Annotated in this window: 22 protein-coding genes; 6 read left to right on the top strand and 16 right to left on the bottom strand. The window is 41.9% G+C overall.

Annotated features, from left to right (window positions below):
- Positions 1 to 35: 35 nt before the first annotated feature.
- Positions 36 to 788: a sulfite exporter TauE/SafE family protein gene (locus VUI23_RS04905; RefSeq protein ID WP_216049876.1), complete on the top strand. Its 753-nt coding sequence runs from the start codon at positions 36 to 38 to the stop codon at positions 786 to 788.
- Here VUI23_RS04905 and VUI23_RS04900 read toward each other — a convergent pair.
- Positions 762 to 1763: a phosphotransferase gene (locus VUI23_RS04900; RefSeq protein WP_342807130.1), complete on the bottom strand. Its 1002-nt coding sequence runs from the start codon at positions 1761 to 1763 to the stop codon at positions 762 to 764. The two genes, VUI23_RS04905 and VUI23_RS04900, sit on opposite strands and share 27 nt — an antisense overlap.
- Positions 1764 to 1874: 111 nt before the next feature.
- On the opposite strand from VUI23_RS04900, the gene VUI23_RS04895 reads away from it, so the two are divergent.
- A complete protein-coding gene (locus VUI23_RS04895) occupies positions 1875 to 3902 on the top strand; it encodes an NADPH-dependent 2,4-dienoyl-CoA reductase (RefSeq protein WP_342807128.1) in 2028 nt (675 codons plus the stop codon).
- Between the two features lie 211 nt (positions 3903 to 4113).
- Here VUI23_RS04895 and VUI23_RS04890 read toward each other — a convergent pair whose 3' ends face one another.
- The 3 genes from VUI23_RS04890 to VUI23_RS04880 are packed head-to-tail and all read right to left on the bottom strand — an operon-like array spanning position 4114 to position 6487.
- Positions 4114 to 5010 (bottom strand): histone deacetylase, encoded by an 897-nt coding sequence (locus VUI23_RS04890; RefSeq protein WP_303499608.1) that lies wholly within the window; start codon positions 5008 to 5010, stop codon positions 4114 to 4116.
- A 42-nt stretch (positions 5011 to 5052) separates the two neighbouring features.
- Entirely contained in the window at positions 5053 to 5712 is a 660-nt protein-coding gene (locus VUI23_RS04885) for a VTT domain-containing protein (protein ID WP_216049872.1), read from the bottom strand.
- Position 5713: 1 nt separating this feature from the next.
- Positions 5714 to 6487, bottom strand: coding sequence for a gamma-glutamyl-gamma-aminobutyrate hydrolase family protein (locus VUI23_RS04880; protein WP_303499610.1), 774 nt, complete (start codon positions 6485 to 6487; stop codon positions 5714 to 5716).
- 417 nt (positions 6488 to 6904) lie between these two features.
- Between VUI23_RS04880 and VUI23_RS04875 the strand changes: the two genes are divergently transcribed.
- Positions 6905 to 8278, top strand: a complete 1374-nt coding sequence (locus VUI23_RS04875; protein ID WP_342807126.1) for a M28 family metallopeptidase — start codon at positions 6905 to 6907, stop codon at positions 8276 to 8278.
- 24 nt (positions 8279 to 8302) lie between these two features.
- On the opposite strand, the gene VUI23_RS04870 is transcribed toward VUI23_RS04875, so the two are convergent.
- The 12 genes from VUI23_RS04870 to ccmA are packed head-to-tail and all read right to left on the bottom strand — an operon-like array spanning position 8303 to position 17587.
- Positions 8303 to 8842: a hypothetical protein gene (locus VUI23_RS04870; RefSeq protein ID WP_342807124.1), complete on the bottom strand. Its 540-nt coding sequence runs from the start codon at positions 8840 to 8842 to the stop codon at positions 8303 to 8305.
- Positions 8843 to 8892: 50 nt separating this feature from the next.
- Complete coding sequence (murI, locus tag VUI23_RS04865; RefSeq protein WP_342807122.1) at positions 8893 to 9699, bottom strand: glutamate racemase; 807 nt, start codon at positions 9697 to 9699, stop codon at positions 8893 to 8895.
- A gap of 28 nt (positions 9700 to 9727) precedes the next feature.
- Positions 9728 to 10504, bottom strand: a complete 777-nt coding sequence (locus tag VUI23_RS04860) for a VacJ family lipoprotein (RefSeq protein WP_216049867.1) — start codon at positions 10502 to 10504, stop codon at positions 9728 to 9730.
- Positions 10504 to 11754: a c-type cytochrome biogenesis protein CcmI gene (gene ccmI / locus VUI23_RS04855; RefSeq protein WP_342807120.1), complete on the bottom strand. Its 1251-nt coding sequence runs from the start codon at positions 11752 to 11754 to the stop codon at positions 10504 to 10506. Before ccmI ends, VUI23_RS04860 begins: the two co-directional genes overlap by 1 nt.
- Entirely contained in the window at positions 11747 to 12187 is a 441-nt protein-coding gene (locus tag VUI23_RS04850) for a cytochrome c-type biogenesis protein (RefSeq protein ID WP_216049865.1), read from the bottom strand. Before VUI23_RS04850 ends, ccmI begins: the two co-directional genes overlap by 8 nt.
- Complete coding sequence (locus VUI23_RS04845; RefSeq protein ID WP_216049864.1) at positions 12184 to 12756, bottom strand: DsbE family thiol:disulfide interchange protein; 573 nt, start codon at positions 12754 to 12756, stop codon at positions 12184 to 12186. The genes VUI23_RS04850 and VUI23_RS04845 overlap by 4 nt, the downstream gene beginning before the upstream one ends.
- Positions 12753 to 14798, bottom strand: a complete 2046-nt coding sequence (locus VUI23_RS04840; RefSeq protein ID WP_342807118.1) for a heme lyase CcmF/NrfE family subunit — start codon at positions 14796 to 14798, stop codon at positions 12753 to 12755. The genes VUI23_RS04845 and VUI23_RS04840 overlap by 4 nt, the downstream gene beginning before the upstream one ends.
- Positions 14799 to 14810: 12 nt before the next feature.
- Positions 14811 to 15299: a cytochrome c maturation protein CcmE gene (ccmE, locus tag VUI23_RS04835; RefSeq protein ID WP_216049862.1), complete on the bottom strand. Its 489-nt coding sequence runs from the start codon at positions 15297 to 15299 to the stop codon at positions 14811 to 14813.
- Complete coding sequence (gene ccmD, locus VUI23_RS04830) at positions 15296 to 15550, bottom strand: heme exporter protein CcmD (protein ID WP_216049861.1); 255 nt, start codon at positions 15548 to 15550, stop codon at positions 15296 to 15298. The genes ccmE and ccmD overlap by 4 nt, the downstream gene beginning before the upstream one ends.
- On the bottom strand, positions 15547 to 16293 hold the full coding sequence (locus VUI23_RS04825) for a heme ABC transporter permease (protein WP_216049860.1): 747 nt from the start codon (positions 16291 to 16293) through the stop codon (positions 15547 to 15549). Before VUI23_RS04825 ends, ccmD begins: the two co-directional genes overlap by 4 nt.
- Positions 16293 to 16961, bottom strand: coding sequence for a heme exporter protein CcmB (gene ccmB, locus VUI23_RS04820; RefSeq protein WP_342807116.1), 669 nt, complete (start codon positions 16959 to 16961; stop codon positions 16293 to 16295). Before ccmB ends, VUI23_RS04825 begins: the two co-directional genes overlap by 1 nt.
- Positions 16958 to 17587 (bottom strand): cytochrome c biogenesis heme-transporting ATPase CcmA, encoded by a 630-nt coding sequence (ccmA, locus tag VUI23_RS04815; RefSeq protein WP_216049858.1) that lies wholly within the window; start codon positions 17585 to 17587, stop codon positions 16958 to 16960. The genes ccmB and ccmA overlap by 4 nt, the downstream gene beginning before the upstream one ends.
- 211 nt (positions 17588 to 17798) lie before the next feature.
- Between ccmA and VUI23_RS04810 the strand changes: the two genes are divergently transcribed.
- The 3 genes from VUI23_RS04810 (at position 17799) to VUI23_RS04800 (ending at position 25515) form a co-directional block, all read left to right on the top strand.
- On the top strand, positions 17799 to 20099 hold the full coding sequence (locus VUI23_RS04810; protein WP_342807114.1) for a flagellar hook-length control protein FliK: 2301 nt from the start codon (positions 17799 to 17801) through the stop codon (positions 20097 to 20099).
- A gap of 12 nt (positions 20100 to 20111) precedes the next feature.
- Positions 20112 to 20435 carry an EscU/YscU/HrcU family type III secretion system export apparatus switch protein gene (locus VUI23_RS04805; protein ID WP_342807112.1) on the top strand — a complete coding sequence of 108 codons (324 nt, stop codon included), beginning with the start codon at positions 20112 to 20114 and terminating at the stop codon, positions 20433 to 20435.
- Positions 20436 to 20559: 124 nt separating this feature from the next.
- A complete protein-coding gene (locus tag VUI23_RS04800; RefSeq protein ID WP_342807110.1) occupies positions 20560 to 25515 on the top strand; it encodes a PAS domain-containing protein in 4956 nt (1651 codons plus the stop codon).
- The last annotated feature ends 15 nt before the right edge of the window (positions 25516 to 25530 follow it).

The following is a 25530-nucleotide window of genomic DNA, read 5'->3' as shown; positions in this document are numbered from 1 at the left end:
TCAGATTTCAGCCACCAGCTTATGAATTGATTTTAATGATTGAATTATTTTCCTACACATTGAGTTACCAGCAACTTGGCTTGCTATTTTTAGTCGCATTTTTTATCGGTATGGCAAAAGCTGGTGTGCACGGAATTTCAATGTTCGCGGTGCCAATTCTAGCACTTATTTTTGGTGGCAAAGCCTCTTCGGGATTGATGTTACCGATGTTAATTATGGCCGATCTATTCGCCGTAAAATATTATCACCGCCACGCCAACTGGAGTTTCTTGATTAAGTTATTTCCTTCTGCGGCAATAGGCGTGCTCATCGCCACGCTAATCGGTAATAGCATTGATGACCAAGTGTTTAAGCAAGTCATGGGATTCATCATAATCGCCAGCCTTGGGATTATGCTTTGGATGGAAACCATTAATAAGGAAAAAATACCTGACTACTTATGGTTTGCAATTTTAATGGGCACCCTAGGTGGTATTACAACTATGATTGGCAATCTGGCCGGTTCAGTGATGGCGCTGTATTTATTGAGTATGCGTTTACCTAAAAATGAATATATTGGCACTGCCGCATGGTTCTTTTTGATCATCAACTTATTTAAAGTTCCCTTTCACATCTGGTCGTGGGAAACCATTAGCGTTAATTCGTTTGCATTAAATTTGCTTGGTTTGCCGTTCATCGCGCTAGGAATTTATTTGGGTATTCAAATCGTCAAACGAGTACCTGACAAACAATATCGCTGGTTGGTGATTGCCGTTACAGGATTAGCTGCTGGATTTATGCTGATTTAAATAAGCTAACGCCAATTCGGTTTGTTTCTGCATATACTCATTACGTTTGTAATGTTCAGTCGCCCAGCCACTCAAAAAGCGTTCAAAATCGGCCCATGCTAGCGGGTACAAGACCCGCCATTGCTCTTCGAGTAATCCAAAATTGCAATTTACTTGATAGTGAAGCAGCGCCTTTTTAAAGTGACTAAAATAATCATTTAAAAGAGTTTCGGCATGCTTAAATAAACCATCTTGATAAAAACAACTACCTAAGAAATACGCCAAATCCTTTACCCCAACGCCACGACCAACGTACTGGAAATCCACAGCAGCCAAGTCATCTTTGTGAGCAGAGAAACAAAAATTGGCCAGTTTAGCGTCACCATGTAGTAGCGTTTGGTAGCTAGCCGAGTTAAGTTGCTGATCGAGCCCAGTCGCTGCTTCTTTTAGTCGTCCTTCTGGCATTTTTTGATACTCATCAGGGCGCGTTTTAAGATGCCAATAGGTGCCAATAGGCCAAAGTTCAGGGGTGGCATTATTTAAAAATCGAGCATGGAAGTAGGCTAACCAACGCACACCTAGTTTCACCAAATCTAGCGGTGCATCATCACATCTATAGGTAAATCCACTGGCATCCAGATCTTCCATTATTAACCAACGTATCTGTTGATTTTGACCCGAGGCAATACACTTAGGAATGCGACTATATTGATCTGTTAGCCCGCTGTAGCTGTCATAAAAAATTTGTTCGTTTTGGTATGAATCTAATTTACGAAGATGAGAAATAGAGGTGTTCCAACCTCTTGGATGTGCAGATTCAGAGTTGGGATTTACGACCTTTACCACATAATTGCGCTGCCTAGTGGGGATATTGTAGCGTGCAATTTCACCATACCCACTCCATAGAGTTTGAATAGATTCTACTTTATGCAGGTTTTGGTCTTGAAAATACCCTTTCAATATTTCCAATAGCGCACTGTGATAACTTTGATCCATATTAGATTCAACACTTTAATTTTAGAGTAGACTTTAACCCATGCTGTATCGATGGTTGCACATCAGCAATATGCGTTCTACTCTTGGCGAATAAGAATTAAGGACAAAGATATGACAACACCCTCACTATTTCCACATTTATTAACCCCGTTAGATCTTGGTTTCACCACATTAAAAAATCGAACGTTAATGGGTTCAATGCACCTTGGACTTGAGGAAGAAAAAGGCGGTTTTGAGAAACTAGCGGCATTTTACGCCAAGCGCGCTGAGGGGGGAGTTGGATTAATAGTGACAGGCGGTGTGAGTCCTAACATAGCGGGTTGGCTCGCCCCATTTGCAGGACGGATGAGCAGCCGCCGGCACGCTAAAAAACATAAAGTCGTGACAGATGCTGTGCACGCCCACGGCGGAAAAATTTGTATGCAAATATTGCATTCAGGTCGTTATGGTTACCATCCGTTGAATGTATCGGCCTCAGCAGTGAAAGCCCCTATTTCACCATTCAAACCTCGCTCACTTTCCTCAAAAGGTGTGTACAACACCATTAAGGATTACGCCAATTGTGCCAGTTACGCGCAATTAGCAGGTTATGATGGCGTTGAGATTATGGGCTCTGAAGGATACCTGATAAACCAGTTTTTCTGTGAACGCACCAATCATCGCGACGATGAATGGGGTGGAAGTCTCGAAAATAGGGCCCGTTTGGCTATCGAGACCGTAAAGCAAACTCGTCAAAAAGTGGGTGAAAACTTCATCATAATATATCGACTTTCAATGATTGATTTAGTCGAAGGCGGGGCTCCTTGGGAAGAGGTGGTGTATTTAGCCAAGGAAATTGAAAAAGCCGGAGCAACACTAATCAATACCGGAATTGGTTGGCACGAAGCGCGAATCCCCACAATTTCAACTTCAGTTCCAAGAGCGGCATTCACTTGGGTGACAAAACGCCTAAAATCCGAGGTCAGCATCCCACTTATCACCACTAACAGAATCAATACACCAGAGGTTGCAGAAGCAGTGTTAGCCGATGGTGATGCAGATATGGTGTCCATGGCCAGACCATTTTTAGCCGATCCTGACTTTGTGGCTAAAGCTATGCGCAATGAATCCGATCTAATCAATACCTGTATAGCTTGCAACCAAGCTTGTTTGGACCATGCCTTTGCACAAAAAAGGGCTAGCTGCTTAGTTAATCCCCAAGCCTGCTATGAGACAGAACTGATTTTTAAAACCGTGGCAGAACCTAAAAAACTTGCAGTTATTGGAGCAGGACCTGCCGGCCTAGCCTTTGCCACTTATGCCGCAGAGCGCGGTCATCAGGTGCATTTATTTGAAAAATCCGCACAGATTGGCGGTCAATTCAATTACGCTAAACAAATTCCAGGTAAAGAAGAGTTTTACGAAACACTGCGCTATTACGCACGAAAAATTGAAGTTTTAGGGGTGAAATTGCATCTCAATACAACGGCTAATGCAGTGATGTTAAAGGAGCAAGGCTTTAATGAAATAATCATGGCTACTGGCATCAAACCCCGTCAGCTAGACATTCCCGGTATCGATCATCCTAGTGTCATGAGTTATTTAGATGTGCTGCGAGATCACAAATCGGTAGGCAAACGAGTGGCTATTGTTGGTGCTGGAGGTATTGGTTTTGATGTGGCTGAATACTTAGTAGAACACGAACATCTAACCACTGATTTGGATAAATGGCTGACTCACTGGGGAATTGATAAAAGTTATGCGAATCCGGGCGCGTTAATGCCGCCCCAGATCACGCCAACAGATAAGGAGGTTTATTTACTGCAACGTAAGGAATCAAAAGTTGGTGCGAATTTAGGTAAAACAACCGGATGGATCCACCGCACTTCCCTTGCCCATCACAACGTCAATATGATCAATTCAGTGAGCTATGAAAAAATTGACGACCAAGGGTTTCATATCAAGATTGGCGACAAACCTAAACTTTTGGCAGTCGACAACATTATAATTTGTGCTGGTCAGTTGCCATTCCGTGATTTAGAAGAAAGTTTGTTAGCAGCGGGAATGACAGTCCATGTGATTGGTGGTGCAGATGTTGCGGCAGAGCTCGATGCCAAACGTGCAATTAGACAAGGAGCAGAGCTAGCCGCTGCTATATAAATTCAGCATTTTCCCATGGGCAAAAGCCCATGCTACAAAAAGAAAATTGAACATCCCAAACCTGTGGTGGGCGCTTTAGCCCCGCGCTATTGATATCCATGGGCAAAAGCCCATGCTACAAAAAGAAAATTGAACATCCTAAACCTGTGGCGGGCGCTTTAGCCCCGCGCTCTATTGATATCTAGGCCGTGCAACGGGAGCAAGAGCAGGCTCAATAAACTCCAGCGGCCTTGAATAACTGTAAATGCACTTTGACTAAGGCATCGATATCTCGCTGATATCCGCCGCCAATGACAGCGGCAACGGGAAGCCCTTTTTGTTCACACAGGTCGAAAACTAATTTATCTCGGGTATACACACCTTGGGTGCTGATACACAAATGCCCTAAATCATCGTTTTCATGCACATCCACCCCAGCGTCATAAATCACGGCATCAGGTTGGAAACTGTTAAGCGCAAGATTTAAAGCACAGTCGACAGTGTCTAAGTACTCAGCATCTGTTGTTCCTTTAGGCAATGGAAAATCGTAATCCGAAACTTGTTTTCGATGGGGAAAGTTCTTTTCGCCATGAATAGAGACAGTTTTAACATTGGCATTTCGTTCCGCCAATTTTGCCGTGCCATCGCCTTGGTGCACATCACAATCAAATATCAAAACCCGATCTACATCTGGATGTTGCAGCATATTTAGTGCACTTAGATACAAATCATTGACCATGCAGAAACCTGAGCCAAAATTGGCGAACGCGTGATGATAACCACCTGTTAGGTTTATTGCCTTGCCTGCGTCTAACGCAAGTTGACTGGTTAAGATAGTGCCGCCAACGGCGGTCAGAGTGCGTTTAATCAATTGTTCTGACCAAGGAAACCCAATTCGCCGCATTGCTTTAGCATCAAGGGTGCCGGTAGTTAGTTGCTGCACATATAAGGGGTTTAAAACCGATTTTAAACTTTCAACATTGACAGCTTGAGGTTGATGAAAGCTAGATTCAGATACACCAAATTGACGTAACGCTGTATAAATTTCCTGATACTTTTGAATCGGAAATCGGTGTCTAACCGGTAAATCTAGAATTGAATAAATAGGGTGGAATACCAGTGGGATCATAGACTTCCAATATATAAAGTTAACCTAAGCGCAATTTGAATTTTACTGCTCAGTCTGCTTATTCACCATCACTCGATATACAATGAATAGAATAATGGCAGCAACAATTGATGTGGCGGCCAAGCCAGATGGCTCTTTCATCATCTGTAGCGCGCCCTCTCCAAAAAATACCGCACTTAAACCTAAAGGCATAATACCTACTGTAGAACCAAATGCGTACTTCCAGATATTGATATCTAAAGAGCCCCCAATGATACTTGTGACAGTAAACGGAGGAGTGGGTGCTAACCTTAGTGCAAGAACAGCCCAAGCACCTTTATCATCCATTTTATTTTTAACTTTGTCTAAACTATTACTGATTTTTTCGCCAAACACTTCCACACCGATAAATTTACCGACGCCATAGCCGCTCAAACTTGCCAATAAAAAACCCGGTATGCAAATCAACAAACTTATCCAAATATTAAAAACCAAACCAACCGCAAACGCCATTAGTGGGATTGGAATGAGTAAACTTCCACCAATAAAAAAGATCCCCAGAAAAATCAACGCAGTCGCGAAGTTTTGCGGCACACTACTGGTTAAATCAGTGATCTTGTCGATACTCAAATAGTCCCCTAAAGGTGTCAAAAAGTATGCTGCTGTAAGCGCGGCTAAAATAAAAACAACCGACGCTAATTTAATCCCATTACTTTTTTTCATCTTAGCAATCCTCTTTGTTGTTTGTATCTCTGGCCTGTTCAACTAGCCATTGGAAAATGCTTCTGTGCGCTTTCATATAAAACAAATATTCCGGATGCCACTGCACCCCAAGCACCTTGTCACTATCTTTGCTTTCGATAACCTGATTAATGCCGGCTTTTTCTTTTGCTGTCACTTCCAAGCTATCCGCAGGCTCGGCAATCGCTTGAGAATGGATAGCGTTCACTTTGAGGGGATCATCGCCAGCAATGTCACTGATAAGGGAATTGTCTTTAGTATAAATAACTTTTTTGCGAGGAAATGGGCTTCGTATGCGCATTTTCTTCTGCAACAACGGCAGTGTTGATTGATACATGCTGCCACCTAGCTCTGCATTGAGCAGTTGGTGTCCCCTGCAAATTCCTAAGATAGGTTTGTCTTGCTGCATCGCATAATCAATAAACTCTTGCTCCATTGCATCGCGCTCTTTGTCGTACTTTGTTGCTGAGAAGCGGCTTAACCACTCCATCGGATACATCAAAGCTTCTTTTATTCTTAACCATCCTGAACGTTTGACTTTAGGAACTTGTTGAGCAACATAATTATCCGGGTGAATGTCTGAACCACCACCGATGATGATGCCGTCATAATCAATTTTTCCGCTGAATGTTGCCGGTGTAACTCGAACCGGTAAACCTCCCGCTAGACGTACGTTCAAAGCAGTGAATAGCCACGCAGTTAAACCAGAACTATTTGGCCCAGTTATCGCAATCGAAGGTTTGTTATCAGAAGCCATAAGTCCGTCCCCAGCTAAAAAAAGCAATTCGATAGGTTGTCAAACTAGGTATTAGGATTTTCAAAGTCATTTATTCCAATTTAAGTAGAACTTATTGAGAGTTAATCAGCAAAGACTGAACCACTTTCGCCTCCTCTGTTAAAGGCAAGCTAACCTCAGTAAAATCATGTAGTTAAAAAATAAACCCATTAAAAATATTGAACTGATTATTGATTTCCTTTGTTTGCAACGTGAATTAATTTCAAACGTAAATGTATTTTTTCTATGAATTGTAATGCTGCGCTATTGCGGAGTTTCTGGATGATTATTTAGGCTGTTCAACGATTAATGATTTAATTTAGATGGATTTATGGTTTTAATAGCAAGGTACGATCTAGGTGGCCTTTGGCCGCACACTTTAAATAACAAGAGGTTGACATGACCCTTTCTAGACTAGTTTTCTGTTTATTTTTATCAAGCCTAACTTCTGCATACGCCCATGGGAATGTGGAATATCAAGATCAACAAAAATTACATGACATTGCGGGACAAATATCCGCGCAAAATATCGAAAATGATATACGCACTTTGGTAAATTTTGGAACTCGCCATACGCTATCACAGACCCAATCAGATACTCGCGGAATCGGTGCAGCGAGGCGTTGGATAAAAGCTGAATTTGACAAAATTTCATCCCAATGCGGTGGCTGCTTGGAAGTTTATTTTCAGTCAAAAACCATAAGTGGCGAAAAACGCATTCCGAATGCCACAGAGGTAGTGAGTGTTATTGCCATTCAGCGCGGTCAAACAGATCCCGATAGGTACGTAATAATGTCTGGTGATATTGATTCAAGAGTCTCAGATGTGATGGATTTTACATCAGACTCCCCTGGTGCAAATGATAATGCGTCAGGCATTGCCGGAACCTTGGAAGCTGCTCGGGTATTATCCCAATACAAATTTAATGGCTCTATCGTTTATGCTGCGCTTGCAGGAGAAGAACAAGGGCTGTTTGGCGGTAAAATTCTAGCTGAGCATGCACAACAAAATGGTTGGCGAATAAAAGCAGTATTGAACAATGACATGATTGGCAATATTGCAGGAATCAATGGTGTCATTAACAACACCACAGCGCGAATTTTTGCAGAGGGCACGCGACAAACCGAAACCCCAAAAGAAGCAAGAACACGACGCTTCACTGGTGGCGAAGTCGACTCACCAAGCCGTAACTTAGCCCGATACATCGACTGGATGGCTGACCGTTACATTCCTAACTTAGATACTATGGTTATCTACCGCTTAGACAGATTTGCCCGCGGTGGACACCACCGTCCATTTAATGATTTAGGCTACCCTGGCGTGCGTATTATGGAAACGAATGAAAACTACCATCGCCAACACCAAGACCTACGTAGCCAAGATGGTATCAAGTATGGAGATAGCATAGAGGGAGTTAATTTTGACTATGCCGCCAAATTAACCGCTTTAAATGCCGTTTCATTAGCAGGCATGGCGTGGGCGCCCACACCACCTGCCAAAGTCAATATAAAGGGCGCGGTACAACCTAGTACTACCCTAAGTTGGCAGATTGCTTCAGCTGAACAGGCGCCCGATCTAGCGGGCTATAAGATTTATTGGCGATACACAGACGCACCTCAGTGGCAATTTAGTCGATATGTTGGCAAGGTGTCGGAATTCACATTGGCAAATGTGGTCATTGATAACTATTTTTTTGGGGTCAGTAGCGTAAATAAACAAGGCTTTGAAAGCCCTATCGTCTTCCCAGGTGCTGCTGGCGCATTTGGAGAGTAATTCGGCTAGCTAAGAAATTCTGCGTTAATCCAGGGGGCAAGTATTATCGCTCGCCCCCAAATCACATAAAAATGTGTCATCCATTTGTTGCTTCCAGAACAAAAACTCGGATTCATCCACATCAAATGCCCACACCTTCTGAATATGATAAAAACTTTCTTGGCCCTGCATCATTAAATGAATCATACGGGCAATCATCTTGCCGTTTACTTGGCAACGAGTCTGCCAATATTTGACTGAAACATCTTGGGTTTTAGGATGCGGCATGTCAATCGATTGAAACTCTTGGCAGTGCATTTTACCCGGCGCATCCAGCTCAATGCGTTTTTGCACTAAGTCTTCTTGTTGTTGATAATAAATGCTTACAGCAAAGGTATCCGCCCAACGCTGACCTTTTTTTTGCCACATATTAGAGCGGTAAGTATGATCTTCCTTTTGAAATAATTGCCATGATTTAAGTAATTGAATAGAAGGTATGACTAGGTTTTCACCTTGGTATGGGGTGTTTTGACTGGCACACCCTGACAACCAATAAACCAACAAAAAACAACTCGTAATGCGCATAGCTAAGCCCCCAGAAGAAGAAACATTTTCACTATATATCAACACGTCTATCAGTGTTCAAATTTGTATACTTGTTCAATTTCATTTGGCCACAACAATTGACATACAGTTAAAAAATCCGCATCGCAGCGACTGGAATAAAGCAGGTTTTTTGCATTTTGTTGATTGCTATTTTTTACTCCATTGCGTTCTAAAACGGCCAAGGTTTGTCGAGCAATCGCATCGCTGGTGTTGATTAATTGAATTTTGTCACCTGCGATACGACTAATTTGCCGACTTAAAAAACCGTAATGAGTACAGCCTAAAACAATTTGATCGGCTCCCTCATTGATTAGCGGCAATAGGTATTGCTTAATTAATTCGTGAGTAGCGACGGTATCAAACTCTGCCGCTTCAATTTTTTCCACTAAACCATGACATGCTTGCGATAACACCTGGTTGTGGCTTTTCAAACGCGCAACTAATTGCTGATATTGCTGACTTTTGATGGTGTTGTGGGTGGCTAAAACGCCAATTGTGCCGGACTGACTTGCATTCAGTGCAGGTTTTATTCCAGGTTCTACCCCAACAAATTCTATGGGATAAAGTGCTCTTAATTTGGATATGCAGGTAAGAGTTGCGGTGTTACAAGCCACCACAATGAGTTTCACTTGTTGCGCCATTAAAAACTCAACTATGGCTTGGCAACGCTGCAATACAAAGTGTTCAGCTTTGCCACCATAGGGCGCATTGGCACTATCAGCTACATAAATAATGTTTTCATGGGGCAATATTTTACGGATAGCTGCTGCGATGGATAATCCACCGACACCTGAGTCAAAAACGCCAATCGCAGCATTGCTTGCAATACTAAGCAAGAGTAACCCTCTCGATACAAAGACGAACCTATAGGTCGTCTAAAAAGTCTTCGAAGTTTTCGCTTTCAACTTCTGGGTCGGTGTTCAAATCAGATTGCGGTACTTTTCCGTCTGTTACCCGAAACTCCAAGTTTTGGAAGTAAGCGTTTTTCACGAATGCGTACGGGTCTAATGATTGATCTAACTGCCCTTCTTGCTCCATCAATTGAGCGCGAGCTTCAAGTACTTTAATGCCGGTTCGCACTGCCGCTACGTAAAAGGATAAATCTTGCAGCGGAAAGTAGGATGAATCGACAAAGTCACCAGTTAACGAGCGAAGATCAGTTGGACCATAAGCCGGTAACATTAAATAAGTCCCAGTACCAACACCATACTTACCTAACACTTCACCAAACTCTTCTTCTTGCCTGTCTAAGCCAATTTCTTTAGCTACATCAAACAGACCCAAAACACCCACAGTTGAGTTCAGTACAAAGCGTCCTAAACTGGTTAAACTTCCACCGACTTTACCTTGCAGTAAGTTATTCACTGAATTAGACGGTTCTTCTAGATTCAGAGCAGCGTTGTGCAGTCCTCGCCGAGCTGGCTGAGGCATATAGTCTACGTATACAACAGCTGTCGGTCGCAAAATATAAGCATCAAGCACATCATAGTTGAAGTCCCACATGGCGCGGTTGAACCCTTCGAATGAGTCTCGGGGATCATTGTATTCAACACTTTGTGCTTGTTCATTTGCTGCTTGCTTTGATGCACATCCACCTAGCAACAATGTTGCTAATAACAGCAAACAAAATTTTTGATTCATTACATCAATTCCTTATCGATCACTATCGATTGTGTCATTTGCTCACCGGCTTGAAGTGGTATGGTTACTTCTCCTTGTAACTCACCTTTAGCCTGTGCAACATTTTCATCTAACGAAATTCGCGCCACTAAGCGTGCGCTTTCAAGTTGCGACAACTTAAAACTTGGCATCATTGCATTGGCGTCAGATAACTCGACCTGTATTGGCAAAGCCGACAATCTATTTTTAACCACCGCAGCGGGCATTCTAACCGAGCCATTAGCATCTTGTGCAAATACAAAGATGAACGCATTTTCTGGTATTTTAGCAACAAGTTCGTCGGCGATAGACACCGTAATTAAAACTGACGTTGCGGCCCCTGTTGTATCTACTTGCGTTTCGGCTAACTCATCCATGGACTGTGCGCTTAATTGAGCGATGCGTCTATCAACTTCAGCGGTCATGGGATCATCAGCAGGCAGAATCAATTTCAATTGTTGCCAACTTTCTAACGCTTGCTGAGTATCACCTAATTGGCTCGATGCCACAGCTAGCATGCCTATCGCATTCATATCTTGCGGATTATTAATCACCATTGCTTTTAATAACCCTTGGGCTTTGCGAATATAATTCTCATCGCCTGTCATTACTAGTGTTTGAGTGTAACTAGATAATACACCGCTGTGTTGCGGTGCCAGTAAATAGGCCTTTTCAAAGGCCTGTAACGCTGATTCTGTACGATTTAGAGATGCGTGTAGCCTACCTAATAATAACCAACCAATATAGTCATCTGGCGCACTCACCAGCTTACTGCGCATGGCTAAACTAAAATCATTCAAATCGTCAACGGTCACATTAGGATCAGCTTCAATAACAATTCGCTTGGCTAACTCAGATGACTGTTGTTTCACGTCTTGCCAATGTTGTAAATCGCCAACCTCATTGCTTTTATAATACAAAGTTCCACACAAGATTACGCTAATAACAATGCCGATAAACAAGGGCCAAGAGCCCGCTTGCTTAGCGTCTGAGCCTGACACGGTTTCATCGACTAGCGCTAACTTTAATTCTTTCACAGCGATATCTTTGTCATCAGTAGATATTAATCCTTCATCTACTTCACGATTAAGTTCTTGCATCCGCTGTTTAATAATTTGCGTGTTAGTTAGCACATCTTGCTGATGTCTATTGCGTTTCAATAACCAAGGAACGATTAAAATCCCTACTGCTATGGCCGACAACATGGCAATACCCAGCCAGTAACTATTCATCTTCTTTCTCCAATAACGAATCAGCTTTGGCTAGCACATCTTCATCAAAATCATTCACTTGTTTTTTGCGTTGAGTAAATACAAACCACGCAGCACCTATTACAAAAATAACGGGCAACACCCATAGCCAAATAGTTAATGGAGTGACAGGTGGTTGGTAAGACACAAAATCGCCGTAGCGCGACTTCATAAAATCAACAATTTCGTCTCTACTTTTACCTTGATTAAGCAACTCATACACTTTTCGACGTAAATCGTGGGCAATCATGGCATCAGAATCCGCAATATTTTGATTCTGACATTGCGGACAACGCAGTTCTTGGGTCAAATCCAAAAACATTTTTTGTTTTACCGGATCATCAAATATGTAGGCTTCTTCCAGCGCCCAAAGTGGGCTGGTAAACAACACAAATAACAGGATTAATTTTTTCATTGGGCTATTAACTCATTGTATAGAGGTGCAATTTTATTTCGCCAAACCCGAGTATTGATGTCACCAATATGATGCATTCTAATTACACCTTGCTTATCAATAAGGAAAGTCTCGGGTGCACCGGTTACGCCTAAATCCAAGGAATAATCTCGTTTTACATCAAAGACATTAAACTCATAAGGGTTGCCCAATTGCGCCAATTTAGCAGCCACTTCTTTTTGAATGGTAGGAATACTTTTAATCCCAAAATCTGGGTCGGTATCTTGGTCGTAGTACAAACCTATAATACGCACCCCCTGTTGACTTAATTCAGTTAAATAAGGGAGTTCAACAGCACAGGTTACGCACCAAACACCCCACACGTTCATCAAAGTCACTTGGCCTTCAAATATGCTAGGGTCGTATATCACATCCGGATTCATTAAATCAGGTAATGAAAAATTCGGTGCCGGTTTGTTTAAAACCGTGGAATCCAGTTGTCGAGGATCGCTGTACAGGCCTTTGAATAAAAAAACCGATAACAGCACAAACATGGTAACTGGAATTAAAAATAGTGATGCCTTTTTCATGCTTGTCCTTGTGTTTTGGTCGCGAGCACTTCAGGGGTATCAATTTTGGTTTTTTTAGCTGCCAAACGTCCCTTAACTTTGGCAACTTTAGCCATCCGATAGCGTTTATCTGAAATAGATAAAATGCCACCGAATCCCATAATCAATGAACCGGCCCATATCCAATTCACGAAGGGTTTTATGTAAATTCTCACCGCCCAGGCACCATCATTTAACTGTTCACCTAAGGCGACAAATAAATCCCTGGAAATACCGCTGTCAATTCCTGCTTCGGTCATGCTTGTTCGCTGTACAGGATAAAAGCGTTTTTCAGCTTCTAAGTGAGTGATTTTTTCAGTTAACGTCGTATCCGTATAAACATCCACTATACCCACATGACCTACATAATTGGGGCCCTTTAAATCCCGAACACCGGTAAATTTGAAAACGTATCCACTAATTTCAATCACATCACCAGTGTGCATGCGCACATCTCTTTCTTGCTCGTAATTACTGACTAAAGTAATACCGATTACCGTCACAGCAAAACCTAGGTGTCCCATTACCATTCCCCAATGACTTGGGGTTAAACGGCGTAAGCGTTGCCAAGTTGTTGCAGATTGAGTTTTGTCGTTTTCCGATGAAACTCTCTGCATTATTTCTTGCACTGTGGAAACCAAAATCCAAACACTTAGAATTGAGCCTAAAGTGGCCATGTATGTCATTTGGTTATAACTAGCTTGGATCAAGAGCGCGCCACACACACTAATTAAAAAACCAATTATTAGCTGTTTTTGAATCGCTTTGGGTGACTGCTTTTTCCATCGAGACAACGGCCCCATCGCTAACAGCAAAACAAAAGGTACAATCAAGTAAGTGAACATTTGGTTAAAGAATGGCGCACCAATTGAGATAGATCCTAAGCCAATCTCTTTATGCACTAAAGGTAATAATGTGCCCATTAACACCACAATTGTGGCCGCAGTTAATAACAAATTATTGCCCATTAACATCACTTCACGGGAAAACCACTCGTATCGACCAACGCTTTTTAAATGAGGAGCTCTAATGGCGTACAAGATTAATGAACCACCCACGACCACACCCAGAATAGCAAGGATGAACAAACCTCGAGTGGGATCACTAGCGAACGAATGCACAGACACCAGCACGCCAGAACGGACTAAGAATGTGCCTAACAAACTAAGAGAAAAAGCTGAAATAGCTAACAATACAGTCCAAGACTTAAAGATCTTACGCTTTTCAGTTACCGCTAAACTATGCACTAAAGCTGTGCCCACTAACCAAGGCATAAAAGAAGCATTTTCTACTGGATCCCAGAACCACCAGCCACCCCAGCCTAATTCGTAATATGCCCACCACGAACCCAATGCAATACCTACTGTCAGAAAACACCAAGCGGCTAATGTCCAAGGGCGAGACCAGCGGGCCCAAGTAGAATCTAGCTGGCCAGATATGAGCGCTGATATAGCGAAAGCAAAAGCAACCGAAAATCCTACATAACCCATGTACAACATAGGAGGATGGATAATCATTCCAAAATCTTGAAGAAGAGGGTTAAGATCCCGTCCATCTACAGGGTAAAAAGGTAAAAGACTTTCAAATGGATTAGAAGCAGTCAAAATAAACAAGTAAAACCCGACCGCAACCATTCCCAATATAGATAACACTCGCGCCACCATCGCCTGTGGAATACTGTTACTCAGCACAGCGACAGCGACAGTCCACACTGAGAAAATCAACACCCAAAGTAAGAATGAACCTTCATGTCCACCCCAAACTGCGGTTAGTTTGTAATACCAAGGCAGTAAGCTGTTGGAATGATTCGCCACATAAGCAATACTAAAATCATCGGTATAAAACGCATTCATTAATGCCGCAAAAGCGATGGCGGTGAAAACAAACATACCAATAGCTAATGGCTTTGCTAACGCCATGTATTGGCTTTGGTTTTTGTACGCTCCCCACATGGGGTAAATCGACAATAGCATTGACATAAGTAAGGCCAATACCAAGGAAAAATGTCCTAATTCTGCAAACATGTTTAATTAATCCTAATATCCAGATCCAGCTTTCTGATCTGTTTGTAAATTGTCGGGTTTTACATGCTTGATGCCTTTCATTTTTTCAGCCAATTCGGGCGGCATATATTCTTCATCATGTTTAGCTAAAACTTCATCGGCAACGATGAGGTTATTTTCAGTTAGTCTGCCCGTTGCCACTATGCCCTGACCTTCACGAAAAAGATCAGGTAAAATGCCGGCATAACGCACGGTTACTATGGGACCGGTATCGGCTAAATCAAAACTCACGGCCAAACTTTCCTGATCCCGTTTAACGCTCCCCGGAACCACCATTCCGCCAATACGCAGACGTTGACCAATAGTTGGCGTGACACCTTCTTTACCGTCGATGATTTCAGAGGGTGTGTAAAAGTGGTCAATATTTTCACTTAATGCGCTAAGCATCATCCATACTGCAGCGGCTACTAAGAGCACAACGGCTAATATTCCAAACAAACGTTTTTGACGTCTTGGATTCACGATAATTCACCTTTCTTTTCAGATGTTGACTGTGCTTCTTCACGTGCTGAATCAGCTGCTTTTTTCTGTTTAATTCGTTTTTTACGGGCAATTTGTGCGTTAACCGCTTTGATGAGTTGTTTTTTAGCCCAAATACTTTCGTAGACAACCAAAAAAACAGCCAAAAACGACACACCAAATGCCAACCAGACATAAAAACCATATCCGCCCATTTGCCAAAAAGCTTGCCAAGAATCGAATTGAAAATTCATGATTTGCCCTCTTTCAATAAGGTTTTAACAGCCCAAGGACGGTGTATTTCGCGACGCAACAATTCGTTTTGCAAACGCTTTAAGGTGATTGCACCAATTAATAAGACTGCTGCCAACAAATTAACCATTAACGGCCAAAACATTTCTGGCGCAATAGATGGCTTATCAAATTTGCTGATGGTTGCACCTTGATGCAAAGTATTCCACCACTCAACCGAGTAGTGAATAATGGGCAAATTAATCACACCGACAAGGGACATAACTCCGGCTGCTTTTCCTGCCTGTACTTTATCGTCGAAGGATTTGTATAACGAAATTACCCCAAGGTATAAAAATAACAACACCAGTTCAGACGTTAATCTGGCATCCCATACCCACCAAGTGCCCCACATAGGTTTACCCCATGCTGCCCCGGTAAATAACGCAATAAAGGTCATCATCGCCCCAACTGGTGCAATCGCAATCATCGCCATATAGGCTGTGCGGATTTGCCAAACTAAACCAATAAGCGCGGCAACTGCCATCGCAGCATAGGCACTCATCGATGTGATGGCACTAGGGACATGAATATAAATGATGCGAAAAGAATCACCCTGTTGGTAATCAGCTGGAGCAAACATCAACCCCAAAATCAGGCCAACGACGAGGGTAATTGCCGCACTGATTGAAAACCAAGGCAATAAGGTTTGACAGAGTTTGTAAGTAGACTCTGATTTAGCGTAGGGATGTAACCACTTCCACATTAGCTTTGACTCACTTTTAATGCATAGGCAATGGCCATAGGAGCCAATGCAAGAGCTAGTAATAACATTGCTCCAATTAAGCCTAAATGGGCTGAATAGGATATCTGCAACGATGCTGCATCTACTGCCGCGGTTGCAAATATCAATAAAGGTACAAAAACGGGTAACAATAACAGGGCGAGCAACACACCGCCTTTTTGAAGTCCAACGGTTAAGCCAACCGCTACAGCTCCAACTAAACTCAGCAACGGAGTCCCCACTAATAAGGTCGCTAGCAATGCCCAGTACATATCTAAACTAAGGTTTAAAAAAACCCCTAACAATGGAGACAATAAAATCAAAGGAACAATGCTGGCTAACCAATGCACCGCCACTTTCACCACGCAGACAAGGGGCATAGGTGCGCCACTCAACATTATCTGCTCAAGGGTTCCATCCTGAAAATCGTCTCGAAATAACCTTTCCATACCTAACAATGAAGACAAAATTGCAGCTACCCAGATAACACCAGGGCCAATTTTTTGTAAAATTTCAGGGCCAGGACCCACACCTAATGGAAATAAACTGATCACCAATACAAAAAACATCATGGGCTGCAGCAGCTCTGCCCGCTGACGAAACGCCAACGCTAAATCACGTTTAAATACCGCCAATAAAATAGACGTCATATGCGATATTCCAACAGCAACTCGGATGTGGGGTAATCCACCTCTAAGGTTTGGTGAGAGGTAATAATAATCGCCCCACCTACACTCAAATGTTGAATCATTTTGTCTCGCAACAAGGCAATCCCTTGGACATCTAAAGCTGTGAAGGGTTCATCTAAAATCCATAGTTTAGCGTCGGTTTTCAACCACAAACGCGCCAAAGCAACACGACGTTGCTGACCAGCAGAAAGCTGACTTACTGGCACATCTTCTAAGCCAACCAACCCTAAACTAGCTAACAATTCGAATAATTCTGACTCAGTGCAGTTAACTTGATTTAATTGACACCAAAATCGTAAATTTTCAATTCCGTTAAGATTGAGACTTAAGCCTAGTTTGTGTCCAAAATAGACTAAATCTTGAAAATAACTTTCACTGACATGCTGAATATCTTGATGCTTATACTCTATTGACCCTTCAGAAGGATCGGCTAAACCAACCAAAATTCTCAACAAACTGGTTTTTCCAGCGCCATTTTGGCCACGCACATAAAGTAATTCGGAAGGTTCGATTGAAAATTCAATGTTCTCAAACAAAGTTCGATCTTGCTTCACACATCCCAAATTTTGCCCACGTAACAATGCCAAGTTGAGTCATTCTCCAGTTAGGCTATATACAACAACGACTTAACTAATTAGCAAATCAAAGTCGTTTTAATTTACTGAAAAGCTACAAGCCGAAAAATCGGCGCAAATGATACCATAGCAAAAAGCCAAATCCAGCTATTAGATTCTATATCTACAACAGGTTATGCTTAGTCATTGTTAAATCTACTGACGCTTTGCCGATAACCTGTTTATGTCAGATATATCACTAAACGCTCAACAACTTGTGCAGGCTGCCGCTCAGCTTTCGAAGTTGTCATCAAACTCGCCAGTAGCAAAGCAGGCTGCGCAGGTTATTATTCAATTTTTAGCTAATAATCAAATTGCTTTAACGCTACCCAAACAGCAACAAACAGTGACCTTGCCACGACCGAATAACTTGCCACAGTCGTTAAACGCGACACAAGTGCAAGCGCAATTACAGAATCATACCAGTTCGTCGGGTAATCAAAATACTACTTCAGCACTATTGTTATACAGTCCGTCAACCAAAACAGACGTTCAATCGGTAATTGCCAGCCTCAATCAAAAACAACTCGCAACCATTTTAAATGCTATTAGCAGCAAGGCTTCACCAGCAGCACAAACTAACAATGTCGCTGTGGATGCAAAAGTGATTAGTATCAATGGCAACACAGCCAATTTAGCAACCTCGATTAATGCTAAATCACAAATAATCAGTGTGAATTTACCGGCGTCAGCAAAAGTGTTGCCAAGCAATCAAAATGTCCAATTGCAGATAACCCCAAAGGGTAACCAATGGCAGGTTAGGCTGATAGTAGACAGCCCAAACATCTCCCAGAGTGTTGCAAAAACGGATGGGAATAACCTGAATCCTGCCGCCCCCAAAGAGGCTATTCAATCGGGAAAGTCAGAACAGATAAACCAACAAGTAACGGCAGACAAATATTCCCAAAACATCCAATTACAGAAACGTCCCGAGCAAATTCAACACAGCAACCAAAGCAATATTGCGCAAAAAGTAATTATGCTTAATTTGACTAAGCCAGATATCGTTAAATTGTTACAATCTGATTCTGCGCGGCTAAATAATCCATCTCACAACATTTCATTAGCGGTTCCTCGTCAAATATTGATCGACACACTGACCCAACAGCCACAATTACGTTTAGACAATGCAATCCCTAAACTTTTAAATGTTGATGTTAGTGTGAAAAATGTCAGTATCGATTTACTCGCAGCTGGTAAAGGAGAAATTAAAGGTCCGGTTAAAACTCCTCTTGCGCAGCTGCCGCTCACTGAAGCCCAAGTGCAACAAGTTAAAAATGCACTGTTTTTGCCAAGTGATGCAAAACAAGGAACTGCGCAATCCACTGAAACGTCGATTATGCGTCCAGATGGGGGAACCAATAAACCCGAATTAAATCTCAAGGTTCAAGCCGACGGCCAGTCTCCTAGTGCCGATAAACGCGCCGCTGAAGCCAACTTAAATCAGCTAACTCCCAAAGAAGCTGCGGCTAAGGCAATCCAATCAGATAACACGACGATTGAAAAAAACCTGCAAACCTTAACCCAAAAGTTAGACTCGATACCTGTAGCTCAAAAACAACAAGTACTTGAACAAATAAGCGATTTAATGCGACGGGTTTTACCCCAAGCTGCCAGTCCAAGCGAAACCTTACAGAATATAGAAATGGCACTGCGCGATCCCATTTTAGCCAAATCGCCAGAAACTAAAGCGCTTGCCGAAGCGATATTGAAACAGCTGCAACAAGGCACACCGCAAGGCAAAGAGGCTGACGCTGAAAACATCAAACAACTCATCACTCAAGCGCCCCTTAATTTGTCACCCATTCAACTCACTCAAGCCATTTCCTCACAAGGAATTGTTGCAGGTCTGATGACGATGTTACAAATTAGCTTAGCTTCTAGATTGAATAGAAACCAACCGCAAAACAGTGAAAAAATCGCGCAGATAGTGAGTAGCATCATATCGAGTTCCGGCAAAGCAGCGGCTCCGCAAACCCAGCGCAGCCTGAATGATCTGAACCAAATGGAACAGAAGCATCAGTTACTTAAACAGTTAGGGCGTATGTTTGCGCAACACCAATCGAGTAAATTAAGTAACGCCGAACAAGCCTTGCAAGGACAAGAAACATTTTATTATGTTTTACCCAGCGGTGTAGGCGAACAGAAAAAAGACATCGAGTTATTAATAAAACGCGAACCAGAAAAACACGCTAGCGCTGAAAAACAACACAACAAGTCAGCGATTTGGCATTTAACGATGAAAATGGACATTGGCGAAATCGGCCAGATACTCACCAAAGCCAAATTACAACAAGATGAATTGGAGCTAGATTTATACACATCCAACGAAGCTGTAAAAGAGCTGGTTTATAACTATCTTCCGTTGTTCAAAAAACGATTGAAAAGTTTAGGTATTGAAGTGGCAAAAGCGCAATGCCAGCTAGGTAAAATACCCGAGCATTTGCACACTCGTCCTTATCAAATTTTTCAAACTCAGGCTTAATAAGTAACGATTATGACCGACCCAAAAAAATCAAAAAAGACCAAGAGCGCTGTAGGTATTCAATACCAAGAAGGAGAGAAACAAGCGCCCAAAATTATTGCCAAGGGTTTTGGTGACTTAGCAGAAGAAATAGTCTCCCTAGCCAAACAAAGTGGTGTGTTAGTGCATGAAGATCCCTATCTCAGTGATTTTCTCGCCAGAATGGATTTAGGCCAGGAAATCCCCGAACAATTGTACCATGTGATTGCAGAACTCATCGCCTTTTCATACGTTTTGCAAGGCAAGTTTCCTGAAAGCTGGGCGGCAAGTCACCACAAATTATCGACCAAAGCCTAATGGCTTACTTATTGTTTACCAATGACTTGCGTATTGTTTTCTACACCTAGTTGTTTTTAAAAAGATTTGTTGTACCAAGCTGACAGGTTAATCTGGTTGCAATATGTTGAATGGGAATAATTTAATGACGCTGCACGTATTTAAAAAAGTGTCCAAAACCTGCATTGCGCTTGGCACACTGCTGATGACTAACAATGTGTATGCGATTGGCGAACAAGTACTGGCGCAATCCGCAGATAACATTGAATACGGATTAATTGCTATTGCTGCCATCTTCGTTGTGCTGTTTGTGCTAACGATATTTTTTAAAATCAATCAAAAAAGAGCGCTTAATCAGCTCGCCGAAAATCAACTTATTCTCAAGCAAAACACCCAGTATTTAGACAATTTCCACGTTGGCATGGTTCAAGTTAATCATGCAGGCGAAATACAGTATTGCAATAAATTAGCGGCATATTATTTAGGAAATAGAGCAGAAAACTTGCAAGGTAAAGGCTTGAACACGCTATTTGATCAACAATATAGTGCGCAAATTGAAAACGGAATCAAGGCTAAAATTCAATGCAAAGAGCAACTTATCGGACCGGTTAAAGATCGAAATTTAGTGCTCGAATTTGCACCACAAAAAGACAATCAACAACAGATCGCTTCAATTATATCAATTGTCGACGTTTCGGCTTCTCAGACTCAAATAGATTCCCTAAACGATGCCTTAAGCTTAAATAACCAATTATTAGATAGCACCCAAATTGGCCAATTAGAAATCGACTTGTCAGAAAAAACATTCAGCACAAATAGCGTTTTTTCCAACATGCTGACAAACACTGACAAACAGCTTAGCGGTGACATAAAACAGTTTGAACAATACGTTTCACAAGATACACAGTTTGCTTGGAATCAAGGATATAAAGATTTAGAACGAGGCCAACAGATTGATTTAGAATGTAAATTGGATGCGCATGAAGGTGATCTATTTGTCAGATTTATCGGTTTCCTGTTAGCCTTGGATGAAAAAGGTAAGGCGTTAAAAGCCCATATAACTGTCACCAATATCAGTCCGCAAGTTGTTTTGAAGCATCAACTAACCGCTAACAAACAAATTGTTAAGGGCATGCTCAGCTCCATTAGTCACCCGACTCTGCTACTAGATGAAAATAGTTTAGTGGTTGCATGTAACACAGCATTTGAATTGTTTTTTAATACTTCTGTGGACAATTTACGCAATCAACCGGCTAAACAACTATCTATTTTGCCTGCTGATATTCAAGCTATCATGCCCCAAGGTCAATCCCCCAGCATGGCATACTCTGCCAGTGTCGGCAGTGCCAAAGAAATAACTTTAGAGCTAGCTTCGGGTGATAAAAAAACCTTAAAAGTGAAAATTCAATCTTTCCGAGATGAAACCGGCAACCCCGCAGGCTCCATATGTTTAATGGAAGATATTACAGAGCTGCAACACACTAAAGCGCTACTTGAACATGAGCGCCAACATTTCTCTAATATCATTGATAAAGCGCCCCTAGGCATAGTCATGATTGATGACGATGATCGCATTGTGCAGGCTAATAAAGCATTAACACTGCGCTTGGATCTGACCGAGAAAGAACTGATGAAAGGCTCGTTTTATCAACTATTTAATGATCCCAAAAACTCTGGAAAAGCCGCCAAGAAATTACATAAAAATGGCAGCCTAGAAGGATTTCATGCAGACTTAAAAGGCAAACAACAGCAACTCCATCCAAGTGAACTGAACATCGAACTGTTTGACCGCGAAAAACAGCACTTTTTGTGCTGGATATCCGACATTAGTGATGAGCAATATCAACAAGATAAATTCGAGAGTTTGTTGCAACACAGCAGCATGCCAATGGCCGTATTAACCGAAAATGGCTTCAATAAACTAAACCCTGCGGCCTGTGAGTTTTTCTCTGTGGAAGACGAAGAAGACCTATTTGGACACTACCCATACTCTAAAAAACTGAATGATAGTGAAGCTGATCTCGAAAACTTCCAGAACAAAATTGAGCAAATAAAACAAGACGGAAAAGCGTTATCAATGACCTGGCAACATAGCCGAGGTAGCAACAAACTGCCCTGTCAGGCCACATTTGTACCTATGTTTAAAGGCCAAGATTTTGATTCAATCTTGTGTATTTGGACGGATCTTAGAGCGATCAAAAAAGCCGACCAAGAACGCTTAGAAGCAATTAACTTACATCAGGCGGCCGAGCGATTAATTGTTGAGAAGCAACAGTTGTTAGAAAGCAGTCAAGACCAACTTGCCAGCAAAGTAAGGTCGTTATCAGCTACCCAATCGAAGTTAAAAGCGGCGGAAGACGATATATCCGATAAAACCTCAGAGCTAACTACTTTGCAGCAAGCACATGACAATGTCACTGCACATTTAACTCAATTGCAGCAAGACTATCAACAAAGTCGAGAATCACTGGCCAACAGTGAAAAAGCCAACCAAGATTTAGCCGATCAACTTGAACAAACCAGTAAACGAATTCATGGCTTAGAAAAACAACGAAATCAAATTGCCGATGAACTCCAGTACAGTAATAAAAAGTATAAAGATGCGCAAAAAGAGCTAGCTGAAAGTGAAAAAACCGCCAGTAATTTAGAACTTGAACGACAAGAACAACAACAAAAAATGGCAGCTTTTGAGGGGCAAATTAGTGATCTCAAGTCGTCTATTTATCAAAAAGACAAACAAATTTCAGATGTAAACGGTCAGATTAGCGCCTTGCAATCGAAGTTATCGAGCTCCAGCCAAGCCAGTGAGAAATTACGCCAACTGTTAATTAACCAACGAAAAGCCAGCGAACTAGCTGAAAAACAACGTCGCGACTTAGAACAATCCTGTTTTGTTGCACAATCTGAACTATCCAATAAAGCTCGCCACATTGATCATTTGCAACATGAAATGGACAAGTTTGAAGAAATGTCTAATCAGCAAAAAGGCGACATGGAAAAACAACAGGCATTGTTACAACAAGAGCTTGAAAATAAACAACGCCAGTTGCAAAAAACCCAAGGTATTTTAAACGAAACCAAACGCCAATCAGAACAAGATAAAGCTGAAAAACAACTTCAACAACAGCGGTTACAACAATTACAAGAAGACTTAAAAGAAGTAGAACGCCGCAGTGAACAGCAGCAACAAAAAATAGCTGAAGCCGATAAACACTGGGCTCAGCAACAGCAAAAACTGCAACAAGAGCTACACAGTAAACAACAAAAACTGCAAGAAACTCAACGTATTTTGCAGCAACAAGAGCAACAGTTCGAAGCAGAAAAATCAGCCAAAGCTCAGCAGCAAAAAGTGTTTGAAAAGTTACAACAAGAATTAGCTGAAATGGAAAGACGCAGCGAATTGCAGCAGCAACAAAAAAATGATGAAGCAGAATTAAGACTGCAAGAACAGCAACGCCAATGGCAACAAGAGCGGGAACAGCAACAGCAAAAGCTGAAACAAGCGGAACAGAACTTAAATCAAGCCAAGCAACAAACTGAGGCAGAAAAAGCACAACAACGTGAATTAATGCAGCGTTTACAATCTGAATTAGTCGATATGGAAAAACGCAGTGAACAGCAGCAAAAACAGATTATCGAAGAAGCAAACCGTCGCTGGAAAGATAAACAAGATGCGTTGCAAAAAGAACTGCAAATTAAACAACAGAAATTACTTGAAACCGAACAAGCTTTGCAACAAACCGCACGCCAAACTGAAGCAGAAAAAGAAGCTAAGCAGCAACAGCAAAAGATTTTTGAGCAGCTGCAATCTGAATTGCTAGAAATGGAGCAACGCAGCTCTGAGCAGCAACGGGAAATGCAAGAAAGTGATCAACAGTGGCAACAACGTCAAGAAGCCTTGAAAAAAGAAGTACAAGCAAAACAATCACAACTGCAGTTGACCCAGAAACAATTAGACGAAAATCAGCGCCAAACTGACAAAGAAAAACGTCAACGTCTTGAACAGCAACAGAAGCTAGATCAGTTAAAACTAGAATTATCAGACGTGGAAAACCGCGCTACTAAACAAAAAGAAATGTTGCAAGGAAGCGATGAACAGTGGCGTCAACACCATGCAGAAATCGAGCAACAGAAAAAACAATTGCAACAATCATTACTTGAAGCTGAGCGTCAAAACCAACAAATGCAGGAGAAACTGCAACAAAGTCTACAAGAATTACAACGTGCAGAATCACAGGTCAGTGATACTCAATCTGGTGAACAGAAATTGCAGTCTGAATTAGAGCAAGCAAAACGAGAAGCTCAAGAATTGCAAGACAGACTAAAACAACAGGAACAGCAGGAATTGAAGCTGCAGCAACAACTGGCTGAACAGCAAAAAGCATTGCAAAACAGCGAACAAAATGTGCAAAAAATGCAAAATGAGCAACAACAGTTGGCTACTGAATTACAGGCAATCCAAGCTGAATACGACAACACAAAAGCCAGTTTAAGCGCGCAAGATAACAATCAGTCAGAATTAAGTGAAAAATTAAAGCAGCTAGAACAAGAGTTAATTAGCAATAAGAGTCAAATTGCCAATAAAGAAACTGAGCTGCAGCAAGCACAAAAGCAACTTGAATCCAGTCAGGCCAAATTGCAAGTTAAAGAAAAAGCCCTTGTCGCAGCCCACAAAGAGGAATTGAAACAAGCGCAAGAACAACGCCCTACTCCTGAAGTTCAAGAAACCCCTGAATTTGCCAAGCTAGATATGCCAAGGGATCCTCATATTTGGTTCGATTTATTGCCATTCTTGCAAAAGAATCCACCTAAACAATCGCTGGCAATTGATCTTGGTGCGTTAATGAGTGAATTAGAAAGTGCCATGCAAAATATGGATAATGCAGTGATGGAAGACAACAACAGCGCAATACTGACACAAGCACGCAAGCTTGCACATATTGCTCGCAAAGTTAACTCTAATCCATTAGACGATGTTGCGACTCGATTAGAAGCAGACTTCCGGCAAGGACAAGTTGATAGCATTTCCATTTTCTGGCCTAGCGTAAAAGAATCCATCATGACCACGCTCAGAGTGATTTATTCCCATTTAAACAAATAAGATTCAAGAATATAG

The organism is Alteromonas sp. M12 (genome assembly GCF_037478005.1).
GTDB classification, from domain to species: domain Bacteria; phylum Pseudomonadota; class Gammaproteobacteria; order Enterobacterales; family Alteromonadaceae; genus Aliiglaciecola; species Aliiglaciecola lipolytica_A.
The sequence above is the reverse complement of the archived record's forward strand: the minus strand, read 5'-3'. Positions and strand labels throughout refer to the sequence as shown.

Excerpts from the sequence above, each read along its gene's own strand:
- VUI23_RS04860 (WP_216049867.1), bottom strand. The coding sequence starts at position 10,504 with ATGAATCAAAAATTTTGTTTGCTGTTATTAGCAACATTGTTGCTAGGT.
- VUI23_RS04885 (WP_216049872.1), bottom strand. The coding sequence starts at position 5,712 with ATGAAAAAAAGTAATGGGATTAAATTAGCGTCGGTTGTTTTTATTTTA.
- VUI23_RS04870 (WP_342807124.1), bottom strand. The coding sequence starts at position 8,842 with ATGCGCATTACGAGTTGTTTTTTGTTGGTTTATTGGTTGTCAGGGTGT.
- VUI23_RS04845 (WP_216049864.1), bottom strand. The coding sequence starts at position 12,756 with ATGAAAAAGGCATCACTATTTTTAATTCCAGTTACCATGTTTGTGCTG.
- VUI23_RS04880 (WP_303499610.1), bottom strand. The coding sequence starts at position 6,487 with ATGGCTTCTGATAACAAACCTTCGATTGCGATAACTGGGCCAAATAGT.
- ccmI (WP_342807120.1), bottom strand. The coding sequence starts at position 11,754 with ATGAATAGTTACTGGCTGGGTATTGCCATGTTGTCGGCCATAGCAGTA.
- ccmB (WP_342807116.1), bottom strand. The coding sequence starts at position 16,961 with ATGACGTCTATTTTATTGGCGGTATTTAAACGTGATTTAGCGTTGGCG.
- VUI23_RS04825 (WP_216049860.1), bottom strand. The coding sequence starts at position 16,293 with ATGTGGAAGTGGTTACATCCCTACGCTAAATCAGAGTCTACTTACAAA.
- VUI23_RS04805 (WP_342807112.1), top strand. The coding sequence starts at position 20,112 with ATGACCGACCCAAAAAAATCAAAAAAGACCAAGAGCGCTGTAGGTATT.
- VUI23_RS04905 (WP_216049876.1), top strand. The coding sequence starts at position 36 with ATGATTGAATTATTTTCCTACACATTGAGTTACCAGCAACTTGGCTTG.
- VUI23_RS04840 (WP_342807118.1), bottom strand. The coding sequence starts at position 14,798 with ATGTTTGCAGAATTAGGACATTTTTCCTTGGTATTGGCCTTACTTATG.
- VUI23_RS04895 (WP_342807128.1), top strand. The coding sequence starts at position 1,875 with ATGACAACACCCTCACTATTTCCACATTTATTAACCCCGTTAGATCTT.
- VUI23_RS04890 (WP_303499608.1), bottom strand. The coding sequence starts at position 5,010 with ATGATCCCACTGGTATTCCACCCTATTTATTCAATTCTAGATTTACCG.
- ccmD (WP_216049861.1), bottom strand. The coding sequence starts at position 15,550 with ATGAATTTTCAATTCGATTCTTGGCAAGCTTTTTGGCAAATGGGCGGA.
- VUI23_RS04800 (WP_342807110.1), top strand. The coding sequence starts at position 20,560 with ATGACGCTGCACGTATTTAAAAAAGTGTCCAAAACCTGCATTGCGCTT.
- VUI23_RS04810 (WP_342807114.1), top strand. The coding sequence starts at position 17,799 with ATGTCAGATATATCACTAAACGCTCAACAACTTGTGCAGGCTGCCGCT.
- VUI23_RS04850 (WP_216049865.1), bottom strand. The coding sequence starts at position 12,187 with ATGAAAAAATTAATCCTGTTATTTGTGTTGTTTACCAGCCCACTTTGG.
- VUI23_RS04900 (WP_342807130.1), bottom strand. The coding sequence starts at position 1,763 with ATGGATCAAAGTTATCACAGTGCGCTATTGGAAATATTGAAAGGGTAT.
- VUI23_RS04875 (WP_342807126.1), top strand. The coding sequence starts at position 6,905 with ATGACCCTTTCTAGACTAGTTTTCTGTTTATTTTTATCAAGCCTAACT.